Source organism: Ideonella sp. (assembly GCF_036277275.1).
In the GTDB taxonomy this organism is placed as follows: Bacteria; Pseudomonadota; Gammaproteobacteria; order Burkholderiales; family Burkholderiaceae_C; genus Ideonella.
On record NZ_DASUNH010000125.1, the window covers coordinates 43,710 to 66,230 of the forward strand.

25 protein-coding genes are annotated in these 22,521 nt (G+C 67.3%); 12 read left to right on the forward strand and 13 right to left on the reverse strand.

Annotated features, from left to right (window positions below):
- Window positions 1-11: 11 nt before the first annotated feature.
- The 10 genes from ribBA to VFY73_RS20785 all read left to right on the forward strand — a co-directional run bounded on the left by ribBA (window position 12) and on the right by VFY73_RS20785 (window position 7,983).
- Entirely contained in the window at window positions 12-1,109 is a 1,098-nt protein-coding gene (gene ribBA, locus VFY73_RS20740) for a bifunctional 3,4-dihydroxy-2-butanone-4-phosphate synthase/GTP cyclohydrolase II (protein ID WP_329722351.1), read from the forward strand.
- Between the two features lie 36 nt (window positions 1,110-1,145).
- On the forward strand, window positions 1,146-1,610 hold the full coding sequence (gene ribH, locus VFY73_RS20745; RefSeq protein ID WP_329722353.1) for a 6,7-dimethyl-8-ribityllumazine synthase: 465 nt from the start codon (window positions 1,146-1,148) through the stop codon (window positions 1,608-1,610).
- Window positions 1,607-2,089 carry a transcription antitermination factor NusB gene (nusB, locus tag VFY73_RS20750; protein WP_329722355.1) on the forward strand — a complete coding sequence of 161 codons (483 nt, stop codon included), beginning with the start codon at window positions 1,607-1,609 and terminating at the stop codon, window positions 2,087-2,089. Before ribH ends, nusB begins: the two co-directional genes overlap by 4 nt.
- 7 nt (window positions 2,090-2,096) lie before the next feature.
- Window positions 2,097-3,281, forward strand: coding sequence for a pyridoxal phosphate-dependent aminotransferase (locus VFY73_RS20755; protein ID WP_329722357.1), 1,185 nt, complete (start codon window positions 2,097-2,099; stop codon window positions 3,279-3,281).
- Between the two features lie 76 nt (window positions 3,282-3,357).
- Entirely contained in the window at window positions 3,358-4,968 is a 1,611-nt protein-coding gene (locus VFY73_RS20760) for a serine/threonine-protein kinase (RefSeq protein WP_329722359.1), read from the forward strand.
- Between the two features lie 26 nt (window positions 4,969-4,994).
- Window positions 4,995-5,360: a TssQ family T6SS-associated lipoprotein gene (locus VFY73_RS20765; RefSeq protein WP_329722361.1), complete on the forward strand. Its 366-nt coding sequence runs from the start codon at window positions 4,995-4,997 to the stop codon at window positions 5,358-5,360.
- A gap of 90 nt (window positions 5,361-5,450) precedes the next feature.
- A complete protein-coding gene (gene ybgC / locus VFY73_RS20770) occupies window positions 5,451-5,846 on the forward strand; it encodes a tol-pal system-associated acyl-CoA thioesterase (RefSeq protein ID WP_329722566.1) in 396 nt (131 codons plus the stop codon).
- A complete protein-coding gene (gene tolQ / locus VFY73_RS20775; RefSeq protein WP_329722363.1) occupies window positions 5,843-6,535 on the forward strand; it encodes a protein TolQ in 693 nt (230 codons plus the stop codon). The genes ybgC and tolQ overlap by 4 nt, the downstream gene beginning before the upstream one ends.
- A 19-nt stretch (window positions 6,536-6,554) precedes the next feature.
- Complete coding sequence (locus VFY73_RS20780) at window positions 6,555-6,989, forward strand: biopolymer transporter ExbD (protein WP_329722365.1); 435 nt, start codon at window positions 6,555-6,557, stop codon at window positions 6,987-6,989.
- 70 nt (window positions 6,990-7,059) lie between these two features.
- Window positions 7,060-7,983 (forward strand): cell envelope integrity protein TolA, encoded by a 924-nt coding sequence (locus VFY73_RS20785; RefSeq protein ID WP_329722367.1) that lies wholly within the window; start codon window positions 7,060-7,062, stop codon window positions 7,981-7,983.
- Here the strand turns inward: VFY73_RS20785 and VFY73_RS20790 are convergent.
- From VFY73_RS20790 to VFY73_RS20805, 4 genes are read right to left on the reverse strand one after another with little or no spacing between them, the layout of a single operon-like run.
- Window positions 7,955-8,419 carry a DoxX family protein gene (locus VFY73_RS20790; protein ID WP_329722369.1) on the reverse strand — a complete coding sequence of 155 codons (465 nt, stop codon included), beginning with the start codon at window positions 8,417-8,419 and terminating at the stop codon, window positions 7,955-7,957. The two genes, VFY73_RS20785 and VFY73_RS20790, sit on opposite strands and share 29 nt — an antisense overlap.
- Window positions 8,420-8,432: 13 nt before the next feature.
- Window positions 8,433-9,263: a DNA-binding domain-containing protein gene (locus VFY73_RS20795; protein WP_329722371.1), complete on the reverse strand. Its 831-nt coding sequence runs from the start codon at window positions 9,261-9,263 to the stop codon at window positions 8,433-8,435.
- Window positions 9,260-10,114 (reverse strand): DUF692 domain-containing protein, encoded by an 855-nt coding sequence (locus VFY73_RS20800; protein ID WP_329722373.1) that lies wholly within the window; start codon window positions 10,112-10,114, stop codon window positions 9,260-9,262. The genes VFY73_RS20795 and VFY73_RS20800 overlap by 4 nt, the downstream gene beginning before the upstream one ends.
- Window positions 10,115-10,151: 37 nt before the next feature.
- Window positions 10,152-10,433: a DUF2282 domain-containing protein gene (locus VFY73_RS20805; protein ID WP_329722376.1), complete on the reverse strand. Its 282-nt coding sequence runs from the start codon at window positions 10,431-10,433 to the stop codon at window positions 10,152-10,154.
- A gap of 101 nt (window positions 10,434-10,534) precedes the next feature.
- Here VFY73_RS20805 and VFY73_RS20810 point away from each other — a divergent pair, with 101 nt between their 5' ends.
- Complete coding sequence (locus VFY73_RS20810; protein WP_329722378.1) at window positions 10,535-11,110, forward strand: sigma-70 family RNA polymerase sigma factor; 576 nt, start codon at window positions 10,535-10,537, stop codon at window positions 11,108-11,110.
- The gene (locus VFY73_RS20815) at window positions 11,107-11,328 is read left to right on the forward strand and encodes a zf-HC2 domain-containing protein (protein ID WP_329722380.1); all 222 of its coding nucleotides are present in this window, start codon (window positions 11,107-11,109) and stop codon (window positions 11,326-11,328) included. Before VFY73_RS20810 ends, VFY73_RS20815 begins: the two co-directional genes overlap by 4 nt.
- 48 nt (window positions 11,329-11,376) lie before the next feature.
- Here VFY73_RS20815 and VFY73_RS20820 read toward each other — a convergent pair whose 3' ends face one another.
- The 9 genes from VFY73_RS20820 to VFY73_RS20860 form a co-directional block, all read right to left on the reverse strand.
- Window positions 11,377-12,012: a hypothetical protein gene (locus VFY73_RS20820; protein WP_329722382.1), complete on the reverse strand. Its 636-nt coding sequence runs from the start codon at window positions 12,010-12,012 to the stop codon at window positions 11,377-11,379.
- Window positions 12,013-12,083: 71 nt separating this feature from the next.
- The gene (locus VFY73_RS20825) at window positions 12,084-13,331 is read right to left on the reverse strand and encodes a hypothetical protein (protein WP_329722384.1); all 1,248 of its coding nucleotides are present in this window, start codon (window positions 13,329-13,331) and stop codon (window positions 12,084-12,086) included.
- A 113-nt stretch (window positions 13,332-13,444) separates the two neighbouring features.
- The gene (pcp, locus tag VFY73_RS20830; RefSeq protein ID WP_329722386.1) at window positions 13,445-14,101 is read right to left on the reverse strand and encodes a pyroglutamyl-peptidase I; all 657 of its coding nucleotides are present in this window, start codon (window positions 14,099-14,101) and stop codon (window positions 13,445-13,447) included.
- A complete protein-coding gene (locus VFY73_RS20835) occupies window positions 14,101-17,754 on the reverse strand; it encodes a hydantoinase B/oxoprolinase family protein (RefSeq protein WP_329722388.1) in 3,654 nt (1,217 codons plus the stop codon). The genes pcp and VFY73_RS20835 overlap by 1 nt, the downstream gene beginning before the upstream one ends.
- A gap of 52 nt (window positions 17,755-17,806) precedes the next feature.
- A complete protein-coding gene (locus VFY73_RS20840) occupies window positions 17,807-18,793 on the reverse strand; it encodes a TRAP transporter substrate-binding protein (RefSeq protein WP_329722390.1) in 987 nt (328 codons plus the stop codon).
- A gap of 44 nt (window positions 18,794-18,837) precedes the next feature.
- A complete protein-coding gene (locus tag VFY73_RS20845) occupies window positions 18,838-20,130 on the reverse strand; it encodes a TRAP transporter large permease subunit (RefSeq protein WP_329722392.1) in 1,293 nt (430 codons plus the stop codon).
- 19 nt (window positions 20,131-20,149) lie between these two features.
- Entirely contained in the window at window positions 20,150-20,662 is a 513-nt protein-coding gene (locus VFY73_RS20850) for a TRAP transporter small permease (protein ID WP_329722393.1), read from the reverse strand.
- 16 nt (window positions 20,663-20,678) lie between these two features.
- Entirely contained in the window at window positions 20,679-21,653 is a 975-nt protein-coding gene (locus VFY73_RS20855) for a TRAP transporter substrate-binding protein (RefSeq protein ID WP_329722395.1), read from the reverse strand.
- A 45-nt stretch (window positions 21,654-21,698) separates the two neighbouring features.
- Window positions 21,699-22,496, reverse strand: a complete 798-nt coding sequence (locus VFY73_RS20860; RefSeq protein ID WP_329722397.1) for a putative hydro-lyase — start codon at window positions 22,494-22,496, stop codon at window positions 21,699-21,701.
- Between the last annotated feature and the right edge of the window lie 25 nt (window positions 22,497-22,521).

Consider the following 22,521-nt stretch of genomic DNA (forward strand, 5'->3'; position numbering starts at 1 on the left):
ACAATGCCCGGATGCCCATTTCCCCCATTCCCGAGCTGGTGGCCGAGCTGGCCGCCGGCCGCATGGTGATCCTCGTCGACGAGGAGGACCGCGAGAACGAAGGCGACCTGGTCCTGGCCGCCGACCACGTCAGCCCTGAGGCCATCAACTTCATGGCCAAGCATGGCCGGGGGCTGATCTGCCTGACGCTGACGCGCGAGCGCTGCGAGCGGCTGCACCTGACGCCGATGGCCGCTCGCAACGGCACGGTACACGGGACCGCCTTCACCGTTTCGATCGAAGCCGCCACCGGCGTGACCACCGGCATCTCGGCCGCCGACCGCGCACGCACCGTGCAAGCTGCAGTGGCGCGCGACGCCAAGGCTTCGGACCTTGTCCAGCCTGGTCACATCTTTCCGCTGCAGGCCCAGGACGGCGGCGTGCTGATGCGCGCCGGGCACACCGAAGCCGGTTGTGACATGGCGGCAATGGCCGGTCTGTCACCCGCCGCGGTGATCTGCGAAATCATGAACGACGACGGCACGATGGCCCGCCTGCCGGACCTGGAGGTCTTCGCTCGCGAGCATGGCCTGAAGATCGGCACCATCGCCGACCTGATCCACTACCGCAGTCGCAATGAGTCGCTGGTCACGCGTGCCGGGGAAAGGCCCTTGCAGACCGCTCAAGGCAGCTTCAACGCCCATGTGTTTCGCGACCGCTCCGGCGGCGTGCACCTGGCACTGGTCAAAGGCCAATGGACGGCCGACGAAGAGGTGCTGGTGCGCGTGCACGAGCCGCTGTCGGTGCTGGATCTGTTGGATGCCGGCACCTGCGGCCATTCCTGGCCACTGCCCAAGGCCCTGGCCACACTGCAAGCCAGTGAGCGCGGTGTGGCCGTGCTGCTGAACTGCGGCGCGGCCGAGGCCGACCGCCTGGTGGCCGGCCTGCTGCCGGATGCCGAATCCGCCGTCTCCGCTTCTTCGATGATGGACCTTCGCACCTACGGCGTCGGTGCGCAGATCCTGCGCGAACTCGGCATCGCCCGCATGCGCCTGTTGGGTAGCCCGCGCCGCATGCCCAGCATGACCGGCTACGGTCTCGAGGTCACCGGTTTCATGGCCGCCGAATGAGCACCCCCACCTCTTCCATCCACCAAGGAAACTCCCATGCAAGGTGCTGACCAGGGTCAGAGCGCGCCGATCGACGGCGACGGGCTGTCGATCGGCATCGTGCGCGCCCGCTTCAACGACGCGATCACCCGCGCGCTGGCCGATGCTTGCCTGGCGGAACTCGCGGCGCTCGGCGTCGCCGACAAGCACATCGTGCAGGTCACCGTGCCTGGCGCGCTCGAGGTGCCGGTCGCGCTGAAAGCGATGGCCGACAGCGAAGACTTCGATGCGCTGATCGCGCTCGGCTGCATCATCCGCGGCGAAACCTACCATTTCGAGTTGGTGGCCAACGAAAGCGGCGCCGGCGTCACCCGCGTCGCGCTGGACCATCAGATTCCGGTGGCCAACGCCATCCTGACGGTCGAGAACGAAGAGCAGGCCTGGGCCCGCGCTGCCGACAAGGGCCGCGACGCCGCCCGCGTTGCCGTCGAAATGGCCAATCTGCTGGACGAGTTGTTGTGAATACGCCTGCCACCAGCGCGCCGAAGAAGCGCGCCGCCCCCAAGTCCGCCCGTCGTCGGTCGCGCGAGATTGCCTTGCAGGGCCTGTACGAGTGGCTGATCGCCGGCAGCGATGCAGGCGTCATCGACGCCCACATGCGTGAGCAGGACGGTTTCGACAAGTGCGACGCCGTGCATTTCGATGCGCTGCTGCACGGCTGCATCCGCGATGCGGCCACGCTGGACGCCGTGCTGTCGCGTCATGTCGACCGGCCGACCACCGAGCTGTCGCCGATCGAGCACGGTGTGCTGCTCATCGGTGCCTACGAGTTGAAGAACTGTGTGGATGTGCCCTACAAGGTCGCGATCAACGAAGCAGTCGAACTGGCCAAGAGCTTCGGCGGCACCGACGGCCACAAGTACGTGAACGGCGTGCTGGACAAGGCGGCCGCCGAGTTGCGCCCCGCCGAGGTGGGCGCCGCGCGCTCGGCGCGACGCTGAGAGCGGCATGAAGCTCAGCGCCCGGCTCGACCACATCGAGCCGTTCTACGTGATGGAGTTCGCCAAGGCAGCGCGCGAGCTGGCATCGTCGCCTGCTTGCGACCCAGCGCAGGGCGGGCGGTCGATGATCTTTCTGAACATCGGCGAGCCCGATTTCACCGCGCCACCGCTGGTGCAAGCCGCCGCCAAGGCGGCCGTGGCCGCGGGCCGCAGCCAATATACCGAGGCCACCGGCCTGCGGGAGTTGCGTGAGCGCATTGCCCGCTGGTACGCCGAACACCATGGCCTGGCGATCGACCCCGGCCGCATCATCGTCACCGCGGGCGCCTCGGCTGCACTGCAACTGGCCAGCCTCGCCCTCTTCGAGCCTGGTGACGAGGTGCTGATGCCGGACCCTTGCTACCCGTGCAACCGCCATTTCGTGGCGGCCACCGGTGCCCGGGCGAGGCTGGTCGCTTCAGGTCCCGAGGCGCGCTTCCAGCTCAGCGCCGATGGTGTCACCTCAAACTGGACCGAGGCGACGCGCGGCGTGCTGCTGGCCTCGCCGTCCAACCCCACGGGCACGTCGATCGCTCCGGTGGAGCTGGCCCGTATCGTCAACGCCGTGCGCCAGCGCGGCGGGGTCAGCATCGTCGACGAGATCTACCTCGGTTTGAGCTATGACAGCGCCTTCAGTCACAGCGCGCTGGCATTGGGCGATGACATCATTTCGGTCAACAGCTTCTCGAAGTACTTCTCGATGACGGGCTGGCGGCTCGGCTGGCTGGTCGTGCCACAACAGCTGGTGGCACCGATCGAAAAGCTCGCGCAGAACCTGTACATCTGCCCTTCGACCATCGCGCAGCATGCGGCATTGGCCTGTTTCGAGCCCGAATCGCTCGCCGAGTACGAACGCCGGCGCGAATCTTTCCGCGCCCGGCGTGACTTTGTCGTGCCTGCGCTGAACGCCCTCGGGCTTAAAGTGCCCGTGCTGCCGGACGGGGCGTTTTACGCCTGGGCCGATTGCAGCGCCCACGCCGATAGCAGTTGGGCCTTGTGCGAGCAGCTGATGCGACGAGCTCACGTCGCATTGACCCCTGGGCGGGATTTCGGCCCCGCCGCTGCTGAACGTTATTTGCGCCTGTCCTTTGCGACCAGCTTGCCGCTGTTGCAAGAAGCCGTCACTCGCATCGAACAAGCACTGATTCAGTGACAAGCCGTTAACCGCCCCGCTTGAACCCGATCATTTCCCCCGTTGCCGGCTGACCGCCTTGGCTATGCTTGCGCCCATGCGTTGGAACCCGTTCCGGCGAGCCTCGTCTTCGGAGTCGAGCGCCGCCGCCTTCGAAGCCACCGTGGCTGACGATCTGTTGGCCACCGCAGGGCTCTTGGCGGAGGCTCCATCCAATGGCGCCAGCCCCGAGACGGTCGAAAACCCGGAAGTCGGCGCCTCCACCCTGCCCGTCAAGCGGCCGGTGATCGGCCATGTCGGGCGTTATGCCTTGAAGGCCGTGCTGGGCGAAGGCGGCCTGGGGACGGTCTATGCGGCGTGGGACCCGCTGCTGTCCCGCGCGGTGGCGGTCAAGACCCTGCGCCTGCACCTCGAAACCCAGGCGCTCGGCGCGCTGGACGACCTGATCCTCAATGAGGCCCGCGCAGCGGCGCGCCTGTCGCACCCGCACATCGTGACGGTGTTCGATGCCGGTCCGTCGGACCAGGGCATCTACATCGCCATGGAACCGCTGCGTGGCCGCGACCTGCGCCACATGCTGCACGAGGGCTGGCGGCCGACGCCGGTCGAGGCGGTGCAGATCGTGCGCCGGGTCGCCGATGCCCTGGCCTACGCGCACGGCAAGGGCGTGGTGCACTGCGACATCAAACCCGCCAACATCTTCATGGTCGGGCGTCGCCAGCCCAAGGTGCTCGACTTCGGCATCGCCCGCGTCGCCCATCGCGAGACGCCCTCTGTCGAAGGACCGGTCGCCGGCTCGCCCTACTACCTGGCACCGGAGCAATTGCGCGCCGAAGCTGTCGACCGCCGCTGCGATGTCTATTCCCTCGGCGTCGTGCTGTTCGAGTTGCTGACAGGCCAGCGTCCTTACACCGGCCCGACCATCGACGACATCAACCGCGCGGTGTTGAACGCACCAACCCCCCTTGCGCGCCAGGTCAACCCGAAGGTGCCGGCATCGCTGTCGACGATCGTCGCCCGCGCCATGGCCCGCAACCCGGGCGATCGATACCCGTCGGCGCGTCACCTGTCGATGGAACTGCGCCATTGGCTGGACCAGCCGGACGCCCGGGCGTTGATCGAAAGTCCGGACACCGTTCGTCGCCGCCGGCTGTCACTGATCGCCCTGGGTGCAGGGGCTGCGGCCATCGCCGCGGCACTTCAAAGCTGGCAACCTTGGGCGGACGACCCGGCGCCGGTCGACGAGGCGCCGGCCGCGGCCGTCCCGGTGACGATCCCCGCCGAAACAACGCCGCCCGACATGGCCGCTTCGGCCGCAGCCGAAACGGCAACGGCAGCCGATGCCGCCTCGGCGGCAATCGAAACACCGGCCGCTGTGGCACCCGCTGTCGAAGAAGCGCCGAAACCCAAGCCGACCGCCACCGCGAAGGACCGCAAGCCGCGGCCGACTGTCACCACGCCGGTGGTGGCCGAGCCCGAGCCGGTCGTTCCGCTGCCGCCCGGCACCGTTCAGCTGGCGATCAGCCCGTGGGGTCAGATCGAGGTGGACGGCAACTTTGTGGGCCTCGCGCCACCGATGAATCGCCTCAGTTTGCCCGGGGGCACACACACGATCACAATTCGAAACGGCGACTTTCCGCCGCTGGTTCGTCAGGTCACTGTCTCGGCCGATCAACCGGTGGTCATCAAGCATCGTTTCGAACAATGACCGTTCCCATCCGATACGCTGCATGGATGTCAGCAGGCCTGTTGGCGCTGCTGACAGGATGCGCTGCGCCCGGCGACCAAAAGAGCGTCAGCGACGCCTTCGACCGCCCGGCCGAGCGCAACCTGCTGCTCGGCCTGCGCGCCTATGACGAAGGCCAGTACCCCGAGGCCGAGCGGGCGCTGAACGAGGCGTTGCGCCTGAAGCTGAACACGCCCAAGGACCGCGCCACCGCGTACAAGACGCTGGCCTTCATCTACTGCACCAGCGGCCGCACCGGCGAATGTGGTGCGGCCTTCAAGTCTGCCCGCTCGGCCGACCCAAGCTTCACGCTGAGCAAGGCGGAGGCCGGGCACCCCGTCTGGGGCCCGATCTACGAACACTCCAAGTTCTAGCCCCGGCGCCTGACCAGATCAGGCGGTCAGAAAGCGCTCGCCAGCCGTCGCGTATCATCGCCGGCTGTTGTCATGAGCCTGCCTCGCGCCGTGCGCTTTTCTCTCCCGCTGCGCGTCTACTGGGAAGACACCGACGCTGGCGGCGTCGTCTTCTACGCCAACTATCTGAAGTTTTTCGAGCGCGCGCGCACCGAATGGCTGCGCGGCGCCGGCCATGGCCAGCAGGCGATGGTGGAGACCAGCGGCGCAATGTTCGTCGTCACCGACGCGCGCCTGCGTTATGTGCGCCCGGCACGGCTGGATGACCTGTTGACCATCACGGTGGACCCGGCCCAGATCGGCCGTGCCCGCATGGTCGTCGCTCAGCAAGCGCTGTGCGGCGACAAGCTGTTGTGCGAAGGCGAGATCAACATCGCCTGCGTCGACCGAGGAACCTTCCGCCCCTGCCGCATTCCGAACGACATTCTCGACACCCTCACCGCATGAACCAGGATCTTTCCATCATTTCCCTCGTCATGGGCGCCAGCTGGGTGGTGCAACTGGTGATCGCCGGCTTGCTGCTGGTGTCGCTGGCCAGCTGGTCGGTGATCTTTGCCAAGCTCGCCGGCCTGGCCCGTGTGCGCAGCCGCAACGATCAGTTCGAGCAGGAGTTCTGGTCGGGCAAGAATCTGAACGACCTGTATCAGAGCGCCAGCAACAGTGCCGACACGGCGCCGATGGAACGCCTGTTCGCCAGCGGCATGCGCGAGTTCCTGAAGCTGCGCGAACGCCGTCTGGACACCGGTGCGCAACTCGATGGCGCCCGCCGCGCCATGCGCGCCAGCCTGCACCGCGAGCTCGACACCATCGAGGGCAACCTGGGCTTTCTCGGCACCGTCGGCTCGGTCAGCCCGTATGTGGGTCTGTTCGGCACCGTGTGGGGGATCATGCATGCCTTCGTCGGCCTGTCGAACCTGCAGCAGGTGACACTGGCCACCGTGGCGCCGGGCATCGCTGAATCGCTGGTGGCCACCGCGATCGGCCTGTTCGCGGCGATCCCCGCTGTGATCGGCTACAACCGCTTCGCCCGCGACATCGACCGCATCGCGATCCAGCTCGAGAGCTTCACCGAAGAGTTCTCGAACATCCTGCAGCGCAACGTCGGCACGCCCGCAGCGGCACCGTCGACGCGCTGAGACGCCTGGAGCAGGACAAATGGCTGGAGTGATGGCCCGCGGTGGCCCGGTGGTTCGGCGGCGTCGCTCGATGAACGAGATCAACATGGTGCCGTTCATCGACGTGATGCTGGTGCTGCTGATCATCTTCATGGTCAGTGCGCCATTGATCACCACCGGCGTGGTGGACCTGCCCAGTGTTGGCCGCGCGAAGCAGCGCCCACAGAGCGTGATCGAGATCGTCGTTGGGCTGGACGAGAAGCTGAAGCTCAAGGTCGACAAGGGCGAGCCCGCCGCGGTGACGCTGCCGCAGCTGGTGGCACGGGTGCGTGAGGCGCAAAAGGGCCAGGCCGATGTGCCTGTCGTCATCTCGGCCGATCGCCAGGTGAAGTACGAAAGCGTGGTCAAGGTGATGGACATGCTGCAGCGCGCCGGCGTGCAGCGCGTGGGCCTGTCGGTCAAGCAGGGGGCCTGAAGAATGATGACGGCCGTCGCGTCGCTGTGCTTGCGCCCACCAAGGCGGCCCTGGATCGGCTGAAGACCCCATGAGCGCGACCTCGTCGTTCGACCCTCGCCACCCGCTGAAGTCGCTGACGATTCCGCGCGACGCGCTGCGCCCGCCCAGTGCCGACAACCCGCGCCTGGGCATCGGGCTGTCGATGATCGCGCACGCAGGCTTGATCATCGCGCTGGCTCTCGGCGTGAGCTGGCACACCGAAGACCCGGCCGGCGTCGCGGCCGAGCTGTGGGCTGCGGTGCCGGAGATCGCCGCACCGCGCGCCCAACCTGAGCCCGAGCCCGAGGTCGCACCACCGCCCCCACCCAAAGCCGCGACGCCGCCGGAGCCGACAGCGGCAGAGCGGGACGCCGAGATCGCCATCGAAAAGGCCAAGCAGGACAAGCTCGAAAAGGAACGCAAGGAAGCGCTCGACCAGAAAGCCCGCGAGAAGCGCCTGCGCGACGAGAAGGAGCGCAAGGAACAGGCGCAGAAGGATGCAGAGAAAGAGAAACTGGAGCGTGAGAAGGCCGACGCCAAGGAGCGCGAGAGGGACAAGCTGGAGCAGCAGCGCAAGGATCAGGCCTCCGCAGCCGCGCGCGAGAAGGCGCGCCAGGACCAGTTGCGTCGCATGAACGAGCAGCTGGGCGGCAGCGGTGCACCCACCAGCACCGGCACCGCAGCGCGTGACGCCGGGCCCAGCGCCAACTACGCCGGCCGCATCAAGGCCCGCATCCAGCCGAACATCCAGCTTTTGTTCGAAGTGCCTGGCAACCCGCAGGCCGAGGTCAAGATCACCGTGATGCCCGACGGCACGATCACCCGTTGGGAGATCACCAAGTCCAGCGGTGTCAAGGAATGGGACGACGCCGTCCTGCGCGCGGTCGAAAAAACAGGTGTGCTGCCACGCGACGAGAACGGCCGCGTGCCGTCCCCGATGGTGATCACCTTCTCACCGCGCCCAAGAACCTAGGCGCGATGTAGTGGTCGACCGACCACCTGCCCGGCCCCCACAGGATCAGCCCGGCCAGCAGGCTGCCCCAGAAGATGTGCTGCTGCAGCGCGGCGTCGGCCACCTCCTGCAGACTCAGCACGGCGACGATGTTCAGCACGAACAGGCCCATCGCGCCGAAGCGCCCGGCCAGGCCGACGGCCACCAGCACCGGCAGGACGAGTTCACCGGTGGTCCCCGCCACCGCGGCCAGTTCGGGTGACAGCACGGGCACATGGTATTCGTCGGCAAACAGTGCCAGCGTCGTGTCCCAGTCGCGGATCTTGGTCAGGCCGGACCAGAAGAAGACCTTGGCCACATAGAGGCGTGCTGCCAGCAAAGCGAGCGGTTGCAGGGCGTCGAGTCCACCGATCGCGCGCAGCCAGGCGCGCGCCAGCACAGGGGGCGCAGTCAACATGGAGTTCTTTCCTTCAGGTTTTTGGATTCAGGGGTTGCAGCCCGGCCAGCCAGCCTTCGCGCAATGCGCGCAGCAACCAGTGTTCGAAGCTGAATTCAGGGTGTCGGGTCGACACACTCGCCAACGCCGGCCCGAGCGCCCGGCCGGCCAGCAGCTCATGATTGAATGCACATTCAGCCGGCGTCAGCGCGACCACGTCGACGCGGTGGCCACGCCGCCCGATCCAGGCAACTTCGCCCTGCCCCGCGGCCAGCGCCTCACGGGCGGGGCCAAGGTCTGGCTCGTTGCCTGCGGGCGCCTGGTGCACCCGCCAGATGGTGAGCACCGGCCAGGCAGACGTGATGTAGGCGCAGCCGTCGACGAAGCGCACGCCCAGCGCCTCCGCGTCGCCGCTGGCCAGCGCTTGAAGATCGGGGGCGCCGTCTGGCGGATCGGCCGCGGTGTGGGCACGGTGCACGGCCCACTCCAGCCGCGCCACGTCGGCCAGGTAAGGCACATCGGTCAGTTCGGGCGTTGCCGTCAACTGAGCAGGCAGTTCCGCGCCGAACCAGGCCAGGTCACCGCGGGTCGGCGGATGTTCGCGCCAGAGGTCGCGCGCCAATGCGGCCATCGCTTCTTCGCCAACCAATTGCGTCAACACCGGGTACGCCGCGCACAAGGCCCGCTCGGCGATGGCCTGGGCATTGGCACGGTAGGCCCGCAGGCCGGCTGCCCGGTCTGCTGGCTGCCCGGCACCGTGCCCGCGCAGAGCCACCGCAGCCACCGGCAGGCCGGGCGACGACCCAGCCGAACGGATGGCCGTCAGCAACGCCTGCTGGCGCGCCCACTCGGCGGCAGCACTCATGCGCCCCACCCCTGCGCCCGCCGAGCCTCGCCCAGCAAAACATCGAGCGATGGCAGCTTCGTGTCCCACTCGATCAGCGTCGGCCTCGGGCCCAGCCGTTGCATCGCGTGGCGGTACACCTGCCAGACCGGCGGATGCACCGTCGAGCCATGGTCGTCGATCACCAGCGGGCCGTCGTCGTTGTAGCCAGCCAGGTGCACCTCGCCGACGATACCCGGGTCCAGCGCGTCGACCCAGGCGCAAGCATCGGCCACCGGATCGGCCACACCGCGGTTCAGGCTGTTGACGACGAGGTTGTTCACGTCCAGCAGCAAGCCGCAACCGCTGCGTCTTGCCAGTGCATTGAAGAACTCGGGCTCGGCCAGGTGATCGTCTTCCCAGCGCAAGTAGGCCGAGATGTTCTCCACCAGCAAGGGGCGCCTCAGACGCTCTTGCACCTGCTGCACGTGGGTGACCATCAGGTCGAGTGACGCGTCTGTGAAGGCGATCGGCAACAAGTCGCTGCCATGCAGCACCGGGCCATTGCCGGGCAGGGCCACCCGCGCGAAGCTGGCGTGGTCTGATACACGCGCCGGCTGCATGCGCTCGACCAGGGCCGAGAGCTGGTCCAGGTGCCATGGGTCCAGCCCCGCGGCCGAGCCCAGCGCCAGGCCAACGCCGTGCAGGCTCACGGGGTACTGCGCTCGCGCTGCACCGAGCAGGGCGAGCGCAGCGCCACCTGCGGCGAAAAAGTTCTCCGAGTGGACTTCGATGAAGTCCAGCTCGGGTCGACGCTCCAGCAGCTCCCCGTAGTGCGGCTGGCGCCAACCGATGCCCACCGGGGTCGGCACGGAATGAGGATCGGTGGTCATTGGCGGTCGGGACACAGGCAGGGGCGGCGTGCGGGGCTTACTTCTTGGCCTTCGCCTTGGCCTCGTCGGCCGTCAGGCCCTTCAGGTCCTTGCAGGTGCCCTTGGCGACGTACTTCCATTCATTGGCGTCCATGTCGGTCTTGGACTGACCGGCGCACGAGTGGCTGCCGTTCAGATTCGAGCAATCGTTCTGGCCAGCCTTGGCGATGCCGTAGCACTTCTCCTTGGCCTTGTCTTCGGCGTGTGCGCTCCCGCTGCCCAGGCCCAGGGCAAGTGCAGTGGCGAGGGCGGAAGCGACGATCTGGCGTTGCTGGTTCATGGTTCGGAACTCCTTGAGAGGTTGATGAACGGGACAGGCATGGGTCGACGGCAGCCCAAGTTCCTTACACTGCCGGCCAACGCATTTCAGAAAGCGCCCGCATGACGGATTTTGCGCAGCAGGTCGAGTCTTTGCGACCCCAGTTGTTGCGATACGCGCGCAGTCAGCTGCGCAATGACGCCTGGGCCGAGGACGCCGTGTCCGACACCTTGCTCGCGGCACTGGAGAAACCGCAAGGCTTCGGCGGCGCCTCGGCCTTGAAGACCTGGTTGGTCGGAATCCTGAAACACAAGCTGATCGATCAGCTGCGCCGCCACGCCCGCGAGGCCACGGTGCTGGACCGGGAAGACAGCGAGGACCTCGACGCCCTGATGTTCGACGAAACCGGCCACTGGCGAGAAACACCGGTGGATTGGGCCGACCAGCCCGAGGCCCTGTGCGGCCAGCGCCAGTTCCTCGCGGTGCTGGACGCCTGCGTTGAAAAACTGCCGCCCACCCAGGGCCGAGTCTTCATGATGCGCGAATGGCTGGAGCTCGACACCGACGAGATTTGTAAGGAACTGGCGATCACGTCGACCAACTTGTGGGTGCTGCTGCACCGAGCCCGGCTGCGCTTGCGAGACTGTCTGCAAGCCAGTTGGTTCAACGCCGTGGGCAGTGCGGGAGGCCGGGCATGACGTGGAAGATCGACTGCAGGGAAGCGACGCACCTGGTGCTGCAGGGCGAAGACCAGCCCCTGGGCTGGGCCGACCGCCTGCGCCTGCGCATGCACCTGGCCATTTGTGCCGCCTGCCCCCGCTTCGTGCGCCAGGTCAGCCTGATGCGCCATGCCATCGACGGCTGGCGAGCCTACAAAGACGGTGGCGATGGGCCGGGGGAGCCGCCGCCGGCATGAAAAAAGGGCCTCGAGGGCCCTTTTGTGTCTTGCTTCCCAGGCTTGCGTTCAGCGCGCAACCTTCGGCTTGTCGCTCATCGAAACGAAGCCTTGGCTGGCCTTCAGGCCGCTCGCCGGCGGAACGGCCTTGCCGGTGTCCAGGTAGTAGTTGACGCGCGGCTTGATCAGGACGATGGCGCCACTGCCGTCGTCAGCCGTTTCGCTTTCCATCACCCAGTGGTTCTTGCCGACGTTGCTCAGCGGCACCCAGGTGCGGTCGCGCGTACCGGGGCCGAAGGGGCGCTGTTGCACCAGGTTCAGGCCGTCGAGATGCCAAGAGGGGATGGGCGTGCGGCTTTCGGTGCCCAGGTCGAGGTCCTTCAGCACTCGCTCGCCGGTACCGTTCTTGTAGAGGTAGAAGAAGAACGGCGTACGGCTTTCGATGAACAGGCCCGACTCCCACATGCGGGACGCTTGCGTCACCGTACCGAAGCCTGCCCCAGTCGCCGGCTTGACGACCAGCGTTTCTTCCACGCGCTGGGCCTTGCCGCCGACCCAATCGGCCATCAGCCAGGTTTCACCGCCGGTCTTGTTGTCCACTGCCAGGCGGGTGTAGGCACGCTGCCCGGTGGGCAGGTTGATCACCAGCCACTGGTTGGCGTCGAACGCGGCGCTGACGACATGGCCGCTGGTCTGGAACTGCACCGTGCCAGCCTGGGCGCCAAGGCCCTTTCTGGGCCGTTGAACGCCGCCGCTCGGGGGAAGACAGCGTCAAGTCAGGGAGTCACGCCATGGACCGGGCGGGACCAACCTTCCGGCCAGGCCTGCGCGGCAGGCCGCGCAGCCGTTGGAGGCACTGCTTTGCCTGTGTCGAAGTAGTAGTTCACCCGCGGCTTGATCGAGACGACATCCACGCCATCCTGCACGCGCACCTCGCTCTCCAGCACCCACCGGGTCTTCGTGCCCTCGTTGCGAAGCGGTTGCCAGCGCCGCGTCGCGACGTAGGCGCCACCGCTGATCCGACGCTCTTGCCACAGCGTCAGGCCCTGGAAGCCCCACGAGTCGATCGGCGTGCGCGTCTCGGTGCCGGCGTCCAGGTCCTTCAGCACCCGTTCGCCAGTGGCATCCTGGTAGAGGTAGATGAAGAACGGCTGCTGCGTGCCACGGAACAGGCCGGACTCCCACTTGCGCGAAGCCTGGGCCACCGTGCCGAAGCCGGCGCCTTCCTGCGTCTTGACGACCTGCTGCTTGACGACCCAGGAGGCCTGGTCGTTGACCCAACCGGCCATCAGCCAGGTCTCGCCCTGGGTCGTGTTGTTGACAGCCAGGCGGGTGAACGCCCGCTGGTCGCCAGGGGGCAGTGTCATCACCAACCACTGCTTCGCATTGATGGCCGCAGGCACCGCATCGCCGGTTTTGCGGAACCGCGCACGCCCGTTGAAATCCAGCCAGACCACATCCTGCGCGTAGTACAAGTCTGCGAAAGCCAAGTGATCTTCGCTGAAGCCGGCGATCTCCAGCCCAGGCTGCACATCCGACATGGACGGGCGTGCGCTCATGGACAGCCGCTTCATGCTCGTGCCCTCGTCGGTCAGCGCACCATAGGGCGTGACCTCACCGTCTTGGCAACCGCCAATCTGGGTGCGCTCACCGATCTCGACAGTCTGGGTGACGCCGTCGGGCAGATCGCGCACCACGACTTGATGCGTGGCCGACCTGGCGTACACCGTCCCGCAATCGTCGTAGGAATAGAGCCAGGTCTCGCTCAGCGGCTGCGCCAGGGTGATGACCTTTTGCGTGCCGTCGTCGACGTAGGTACCGCTCGATGCGCCACCGTTGCCTGCCACCCTCGCCTTCTTCTGCGTACTGTTCCAGTCGATGAGGTAGGCGGATTGACTGCCTTCGCTGAGCGCGTAGTAGGCGATCGATTTGGTGCCGGCGGCTGAGGCCGGCAACGTGAAGCAAGCGGAAATCATCAGCGCGGCCATCCCCGCGCCTCGCCAATGGCGGCGAACCAGAACCATGGACACTCCTCCCAGTGCGAATCCCGCCCAGCGGGCTGCCGGGCGCCGATCTGCGGCGAGATTATTGAGTGCCCTGTCGACGCCGACGCGTCAGCCCCCTAATTGTGCAGCCCTCACGCAATCTGGCCTTCGGCCTGCACGGTGTCGCCGCCACGGTGCGTGGCGGCGATGCGCAGTGCCTGGCGCACGCCTTCAACCATCAACGGCAAGGGCAGGCAGGGCGAGCCGGGGTGGCGCGCAGCCTGCGCCGGCAGCAGCGGCAGGTGCATGAAGCCGGCGCGCACGTTGGGGTGCTGGCGCAGGCTGTGCATCAGTGAATAGAAGACGTGGTTGCAGACAAAGGTGCCGGCGCTTTGGGAGACCGACGCGGGCAGCCCCGCGGCGCGCAGGCCGGCCACCATCGCCTTGATCGGCAGCGTCGAGAAGTAGCCCGCCGGGCCTTCGGCCACCACGGGCTCGTCGATCGGTTGCGCCCCTTCGTTGTCGGGGATGCGGGCATCGTCGATGTTGATCGCGATCCGCTCGATCGAGAAGTCGGCGCGGCCGCTGGCCTGGCCCAGTGCCAACACGCAGACGGGCCGCAGCTCGGTCACGAGCCGATGGACCGCCTCGCCGGCTGCGCCGAAACGGCAAGGCAGCAGATGCGCCACCACCCGCGCGCCGGCGATCGGCGCGCCGTCCAGCGCGCGCGCCACGTCCCAGCTCGGGTTGATCGACTCGCCGCCAAAGGGCTCGAAGCCGGTCAGCAGGATCACGCGCTCGCCAGCCATCACGCCACACCATAGCCGCCGCCACCCGGCGTATCGATCACGAACACATCGTCGACGCCCATCTCGACCGATGCGATGTGGGGCAACTGCTCGACCTGCCCGTTGGCTCGCTCGACGCGGTTGGCGCCCAACGCTCCGGGCTGCCCGCCAGCCATGCCGAAGGCAGGGTGCACACGGCCATTGCTCAAGATGGACGCCGTCATCGGCGCCAGGAAGCGCACGCGGCGCGTTCCACCGTCACCGCCGTTCCAGCGGCCGGCGCCGCCCGAGCCCGTGCGAATGGCGTAGCTGTCCAAGCGCACCGGGAAGCGGAACTCCAGCACCTCGGGATCGGTGAGGTACGAATTGGTCATGTGCGTCTGCACGACCGCCGTCCCCGGAAATCCGTCACCGGCGCCGGAGCCACCCGAGATCGTTTCGTAGTACTGGTGCTTCGCGTCGCCGAAGGTGAAGTTGTTCATCGTGCACGGCCCCGACGCCATGACACCGAGCGCGCCATAAAGCGCATTGGTCACGCACTGCGAGGTCTCGACATTGCCGGCCACCACGGCCGCCGGCGAGCGCGGGTTCAGCAACGAGCCCTCCGGCACGATCACCTTCAGCGGCTTCAGGCAACCGGCGTTCAGCGGGATGTCGTCGTCGACCAGCGTGCGGAAAACATACAGCACGGCCGCCATCGTGACCGACTTCGGCGCGTTGAAGTTGTTGTCGGTCTGCGGGCTGGTACCGGTGAAGTCGATCGTCGCACTGCGCGCCACTGTGTCGACAGTGACCTTGACCTGGATTTGCGCGCCGTTGTCCAGCGGGAGCGTGAACGCGCCGTCCTTCAGCGCCGTGATGACGCGCCGCACCGACTCTTCGGCATTCGCCTGCACGTGCCCCATGTAGGCGGCCACCGTCTCGCGGCCGAACTGGGTGACCATCGCGCGCAGCTCCTGCACGCCCTTCTCGTTGGCGGCAATCTGCGCACGCAGGTCAGCCAGCGTCTGCTCGGGGTTGCGTGCCGGGTAGCGCCCCGAGCGCAACAGCGCCATGAACTCGGCCTCGCGCAGGCGCCCGTCGCGCACCAGCAGGAAGTTGTCGATCAGCACGCCCTCTTCGTCGATGGTCTTCGACAACGGCGGCATCGAGCCCGGCGTCAGGCCGCCGATGTCCGCGTGGTGGCCGCGCGCCGCGACGTAGAACGAAGGTTTCGTGTCACCGGGCTCGAGGTATACCGGCGTCACCACCGTCACGTCCGGCAAGTGGGTGCCACCGTGGTACGGGTCGTTCAGCACGTACACATCGCCCGGCAGCATCTGTGGGTTGCCGGCAATCACGGTCTGGATCGATTCGCTCATCGAGCCCAGGTGCACCGGCATGTGCGGCGCGTTGGCGATCAACTGGCCGGCCGCATCGAACAACGCGCAAGAGAAGTCCAGCCGCTCCTTGATGTTGACCGACACCGCGGTGTTCTGCAGCCGCAGGCCCATCTGCTCGGCGATGTTCATGAACAGGTTGTTGAACACCTCCAGCATCACTGGGTCGACCCGTGTGCCCAGCGCGTGGCGCGTGGCCCGCGCCTGCACACGCTGGAGCTCCAACGAGCCGCTGGCCGCCAGCACGGATTGCCAGCCGGGCTCGACGACTGTCGTCGCATTTGCCTCGGCGATCACCGCCGGGCCGGTGATGGTCGCGCCGGATTGCAGGCTGTCGCGCAGGAACAGCCCCGCGTCGTGCCATGCCTCGGCACCATCGGCCCCCTCGGCGTACATCCGAACTGTGTCGACGGGCTGCGGCGAATAGGCTTCCGCCCTCGCCGCGGCAACGACCTCAAGCTGCTCGTCGCTGGCCCCCGTCGCTTCGACCGAGACCGCCTCGATCACCAGCGGCCGCCCTTCCATCAAGAACGCAAAGCGCTGGCGATACGCTGATTCGAAGCCAGCCTGCAGCGTGGCAACGTCGCGCGCCGGGCCGCCAGTGTCCGGCAAGTCCACGCGCAGCGCCGTGTCGGTGCCTTCGTAGCGCAACAGCAGGCCAATCCTGGCCGCGATGCGCGTGGCCGGCAGCCCCTGACCCAGCAGTTCGGTGGTGGCCGACTCGGCGAGCATGGCGCCCTTGGCCCGCGCCGCTTCCAGCCCCTGCGCATCGAGCGGATGCTCGACCGAGGCTTCGCGCATCGCGATCTGGTCGGCCAGACCCATGCCGTAGGCCGACAGCACACCTGCCAACGGGTGCACCAGCACACGCGTCATGCCCAGCGCATCGGCCACCAGGCAGGCGTGCTGGCCACCGGCACCGCCGAAGCATTGCAGTGTGTAACGCGTCACGTCGTAGCCACGCGCCACCGAGATGCGCTTGATCGCGTTGGCCATGCTCTGCACCGCGATGCGCAGCGCACCATTGGCGGCCTGCTCGGCGCTGACCGGGCGGCCCGAAGCCTGACTCATCTGCCCGGCCAGCTCGGTGAAGCGGCGCACGACCACCGCACGGTCCAGCGGCTCGTTCGCGGCGGGGCCGAAGACCTTGGGGAACCAGTCCGGCTGCACCTTGCCCAGCATCACGTTCGCGTCCGTGGTCGCCAGCGGGCCGCCGCGCCGGTAGCTGGCCGGGCCGGGATTGGCGCCGGCCGACTCGGGGCCGACACGCAGCCGGGCCCCGTCGAAGCGGATCACCGAGCCGCCACCGGCCGCCACGGTGTGGATGCTCATCATCGGCGCCCTCACCCGCACGCCGGCCACCTGGGTGTCGAACGCGCGCTCGAATTCGCCGGCGAAGTGCGAGACGTCGGTCGACGTGCCGCCCATGTCGAAGCCAATGACCTTGTCGTGCCCCGCCGCCACGGCGGTGCGCACCATGCCGACGATGCCGCCTGCCGGGCCGGAGAGGATCGCGTCCTTGCCCTGGAAGCGGTTCGCCTCGGTCAGGCCACCCGAGCTTTGCATGAAGTACAGCGGCACACCCGGCATCTGGCTCGCCACCTGCTCGACATAGCGACGCAGGATGGGTGACAGATAAGCATCGACCACCGCAGTGTCGCCCCGCGCCACCAGCTTCATCAGCGGGCTGACCTCGTGCGAGGCACTGACCTGCGTGAAGCCGGCCTCGCGTGCCAGCCGCGCCGCGACCTGCTCGTGCGCGGTATGCCGGTAGCCATGCATGAAGACGATCGCGCAGGCGCGGACGCCGCTGGCGTGTGCCTCCGCCAACTCGCGCCGCAGCGCCGCTTCGTCCAGGGCCTGCACCAGCTCGCCGTCGGCACCGACGCGTTCGTCGGCCTCGATCACGCGCTCGTACAGCAATTCGGGCAGCACGATGTTTCGGTCGAACAGCCGCGGCCTTGCCTGGTAGGCGATGCACAGCGCATCGCGGAAGCCGCGCGTGGTGACCAGCAGCGTGCGGTCGCCCTTGCGCTCGAGCAGCGCGTTGGTGGCCACCGTGGTGCCCATCTTCACGCATTCGACCCGCTCGGGCGTGATCGCCTCGCCGGCCTTCAGGCCCAGCAAGCGGCGGATGCCTTCGATCGCGGCGTCGCGGTATTGCTCGGGGTTCTCGCTCAGCAGCTTGGCGGTCGCCAGCGTGCCATCGGGCCGGCGGGCGACGATGTCGGTGAAGGTGCCGCCACGGTCGATCCAGAACTGCCAACGGGACGGGGTGTTGTCTTGCATGGTCATCTGTGAAGTGAAGTCAGTGTAGGCAGGTCGGCGGCGGCGCGCGAACCGCGAATCAGGCCTGGGTGTAATAGGGAATGAAGATCTGGTTGGCCTGCGGCCCGACCTCGCGCAGCCATTCGAGCGAGCAGCGTTCGCCCAGACGCCGCAGCTCGGCCAGCGCGGCCGGCGGCAGCGGGTCCACCTTCATGCCCTGGCGCTTCAGCTCGGCCACGGATTCGGTGGCTGCCGTCTCGCTCGCCGCCCAGCCGCGGGCCTCGGCAGCGCCGGTCGCGTTCTGCAAGGCGCGGCGTGTCGACGCGTCGAGCTGGCCATAGGCCTGGGCATTGGCGAACACGATGTTCTTCGGGAACCACGCGTTGATCTCGTGGTAGTGCTTCAGCTGGCGCCAGACCTGGTTCTCGACCCCGGTGACGGCCGAGGTGATCATGCAGTCGATGCGGCCCTCGGCGAGCGCCTGGCCAACTTCAGCCATCGGCACGTCGACGGGTGTGCAACCCAGCAGCTCGGCAATCCGCGCAGTGCTGCGGTTGTAGCTGCGCATGCGGCCGCCACGCAGCTCGGACAGGCTGCCCAATGGGCGCATCGTGTACAGCCCTTGCGGCGGCCAAGGCACCGCGTACAACGCGACCAGGCCAGCATCGGCAAACGCCCGCTCGATCATCGGACGCTGGTAACGCCACAGGCGCTTGGCGTCGGCATAACCGCGCACGACGAAGGGCACGCTGTCGGCGCCGGCCACCGGCATCTCGCCGATCAGGCTGCTCATGATGGTCTCGCCCAGCTCCACGCTGCCGGCCCGAACCTGCCCGGCGATCGCGGCAAGTGGGACCAGGCTGTTGTTGGCATGCAGTTCCACCCGCGGCGCACCGGGCGCCGCCGCGGCCCACTCGCCCAACCACTGGTTCAGGTTGCGGCCGTGAAACGAGTCGGCGCGGTAGCCGGTGGCGCAGCGCCAAGGTGCAGCCTCGGCGACCGCGGGCACGCTGGCCAGCAACCCAGCCAATCCGAACAGGCCGAGTACATCCCTGCGATTGTTCATCGCATGCTCCTTTCTGTGCCCAGGGTGGGAGGGGTGGCGCCGAACTACATCACGCTCGGGCCGTACAGCACGATCGCCGGAAACCGGTAGATCAACCAGACGGCCAGGACCAGCAGCAGGAAGAACGGCATCGCCATGCGCGCCAGCTCCGGCAGTTCACGCTTGGTCAGGCCTTGCAGCACGAACAGGTTGAAGCCCACGGGCGGCGTGATCTGCGCCATCTCGACCACCAGTACCACGAAGACACCGAACCAGATCAGATCGATGCCGGCCGCCTGGACCGTCGGCAGCAGCACGGCCATCGTCAGCACGACCATCGAAATGCCGTCGAGAAAGCAGCCGAGCAAGATGAAGAACAACATCAACATCAACAGCAGCCAGCCGGGCGACAGATGCAGCCCGCCGATGAACTGCGCGACTTCTCGCGGCAGGCCGATGAAGCCCATCGCCAGTGTCAGAAAGGAGGCGCCAGCAAGGATCAGGCCGATCATGCAATAGACACGGCAGGCGGCGTACAGGCCATCGACGAAGCGAGCCCAGGTAAGCGAGCCATCGATCTGGCTGAGCACCAGCGCCCCGGCGACTCCGAGCGCCGCCGACTCTGTCGCCGTGGCCAGCCCGCTGTAGATGGCGCCGATCACGAGGACGATCAGTGAAGTGATCGGGAACAGGTGCCGTCCGGCGCGCAGCTTGTCGCCCAGGCTCATGCCGGGGTCGGCACTCGGCACCTGCTCCGGGTGGCGCCATGCCCAGAGCATCAGGTACGCCGAAAAGATGGCCATCAGCATCAGGCCCGGGATCACGCCGGCGACGAACAGCTTGGCGATCGACACGTCGGCGGCGACCGCATAGACGATCATGATGATCGAAGGCGGGATCAGCAGGCCAAAGGTGCCTGCGCCTGCCAGCGAGCCCATCGAGATCGCGTCCGGATAGCCGCGGCGCTTGAGCTCGGGCAAGGTGATCTTGCCGATCGTGGCGCAGGTGGCGGCGCTGGAGCCCGACACCGCCGCAAAGATGCCGCACCCCAGCACATTGGTGTGCAACAGCCGGCCCGGCACGCGGTTCAGCCAGGGCGCCAGCCCCCTGAACATGTCCTCGGTCAAGCGCGAGCGGAACAGGATCTCGCCCATCCATAGAAACAGGGGCAGTGCGGTCAGCGTCCAGTTGGAAGTCGACCCCCAGATCGTCAGCACCATGCTGTCACCGGCCGGGCGGGCCGAAAAGGCCTGCATCGCAAACAGGGCCACACCCAGCAAGGCGAGACCGATCCATAGGCCAGAGGCCAGGATGGCGATGAGCAGCGCAATCAGCAGCGCAGCAGTCAGGATGTCCATGAATTCACTCGCCTCGTACTCATTCGATGTGGGCCGCTTCAGCCGCCGCTGCGGCGAAGAACGACCGCCCCTGCCAGCGCGCCACCAGGCCATCGGCAAACGCGACGGCCAAGCCGACACAGCCGACCGCCATCGCGATCTGGGGCAGCCACAACGGCGTGGCGTCGGCCCCCTGGGACACGTCGTGCGTCTCCCACGACACCCAGACCAGCCGCACGGCGAACCAGGCCATGTAGAGCGACAAGCCCAACGCCGCCGACAGCGACCACCACTCCAGTGCAGATTTCAGCCTCGACGGCACCTTCTGCAGCAACAGCGTCACCCGGATGTGGTCGCCCCGGCGCAGCGTTTCCGGCAACGCCAGAAACAACGCCGCGGCGATGCAGTAGCCGGCATAGGCGTCGAGCCCCCGGAGGTTCAGGTTGAACTGCCGGTCGGCAATCCCCAGCAGCACCGAGACCAGCGAGCCAACCATGGCCAACGCAGCCAGGAAGCCAAGCCCTCTGTAGAACCGTTCAAGCAGCGCGCTCATGTCGGCTCCGCCAGTCTCAACGCGGGACGGCCGCGCGGTACGCGTCGATGATGGCTCGCCCATCGTCGCCGGCGGTCTTGAGCCACTCGATGGTCATGCGTCCGCCGATGACCTTGAGCTCGCGCTTGAGCGTGTCGCTGCCGCGATCCACCTGCATGCCTTTCGCGCTCAGCTCCTTCAGGTACTCGTCGTCCTTCTGGTCACTCATCTTCCATCCGCGCTCGCCGGCCGCCTGCGCCACCTTGAGCACCGCCGCCTGCGTCGCCTTGTCCAGCGCGTCGAACGTCTTCAGGTTGACCACCACCGCGTTGCGCGGGAGCCAGGCATTCACGTCGTAAAAGTACTTGACGTGCTCGTAGAGCTTGCTGTCCACACCGCTCGCGCTGGAGGTGAGGAAGTTGTCGACGCTGCCGGTGGCCAGGGCCTGCGGCAGCTCGGCGAGCTGGATGGTCACCGGCTGCGCGCCCACGTATTCGGCGACTCGGGTCGTCGCCGGGTTGTAGGCCCTCATCTTGCTGCCCTTCAGGTCCTGCATGGACGCCAAGGGCTTCTTCGAGTACAGCGACTGCCCCGGCCAGGGCACGGTATAGAGCAGCTTCAGGTTCTGGCCCGCAAGCAGCTTCTCCAGGTATGGGTTCGCGATGTCGTTGAGCTTCCTGGCCTCGGCATACGTGGTGGCCAGAAACGGGATCGAATCTATGCCGAACAAGGGGTTCTCATTGGCGGCGCCGGACAGGATGAACTCGCCCGCCTGCGTCTGCCCGGTTTGCACCGCCCGTTTGATCTCGTTGGCCTTGTACAGCGACGCTCCAGGGTGCAGCGTGATCTTCAGCTTGCCCGCGCTGGCCTTGTCGACCTCGTCGGCGAACCACTGCAGGTTCTGCACCTGGAAGGTGTTGACGGCGTAGCCCGACGGCAGGTCCCACTTGGTCTGGGCCTGGGCGAACGGGGTGATGGCGACAGCCAGGGTGGCGGCGATCCAGGTCTTCATGAATGTCTCCTCGTTGAACGGCAGAAAAAGAGTTCAGTGCCCGGCTCAGTGCCCGGCCATCTGGTGGTTGAGCCAATCGGTGATCAGCATCGCGCCCGGTGCATGGGTGATGCAGAACTCAGGGCGCGCGGCGGCCAGCGCGGCCTGCGGCGTCACGCCGCAGGCCCAGAACACCGGCACCTCGCCATCGCGGATCTCGACGGCGTCACCGTAGTCTGGGTGGTGGATGTCGGCAATGCCAATCTCGGCCGGGTCGCCGATGTGCACCGGCGCGCCGTGCACACGGGGGTAGCGGGCGGTGATCTCCGCCGCGCGGTTCGCGTCGTCGGGCCGCAGCGGCCGCATCGTCACGACCATTGGCCCGGCGAAGCGGCCAGCCGGCACGGTGGCGATCGACGTGCGGAACATCGCCACGTTCAGGCCCTGCTCCACGTGGCGCAGCGGAATGCCCTCGTCGGCCAGCGCCTGCTCGAACGAGAACGAGCACCCAAGCACGAAGCTCACCAAATCGTCGCGCCAATGCGTGCGGATGTCTGTCGGCTCGTCGACCAGTTCGCCATGGCGCCAGACGCGGTAGCGCGGCACGTCGGTGCGGATGTCGATGTCCTCGCCCAGCGTCGGCATCGCAGGGTCGCCGGCTTCTGTCACCGCCAGCAGCGGGCAGGGCTTGGGGTTGGCCTGGCAATACTGCAGGAATTCGGCCGCCCAGGCCTTGGGCAGGATCACCAGATTGCCCTGCACATGGCGGCCCGCCAACCCGCTGGTATGGCCGCTGACCTGGCCCGCGCGGATGGCCGCCCGGGCCACCGCCGCGCTGCTTGAAAACACCGTCGCTGTGCTCATCGAATCACCCCGCCATCGCTGTGGT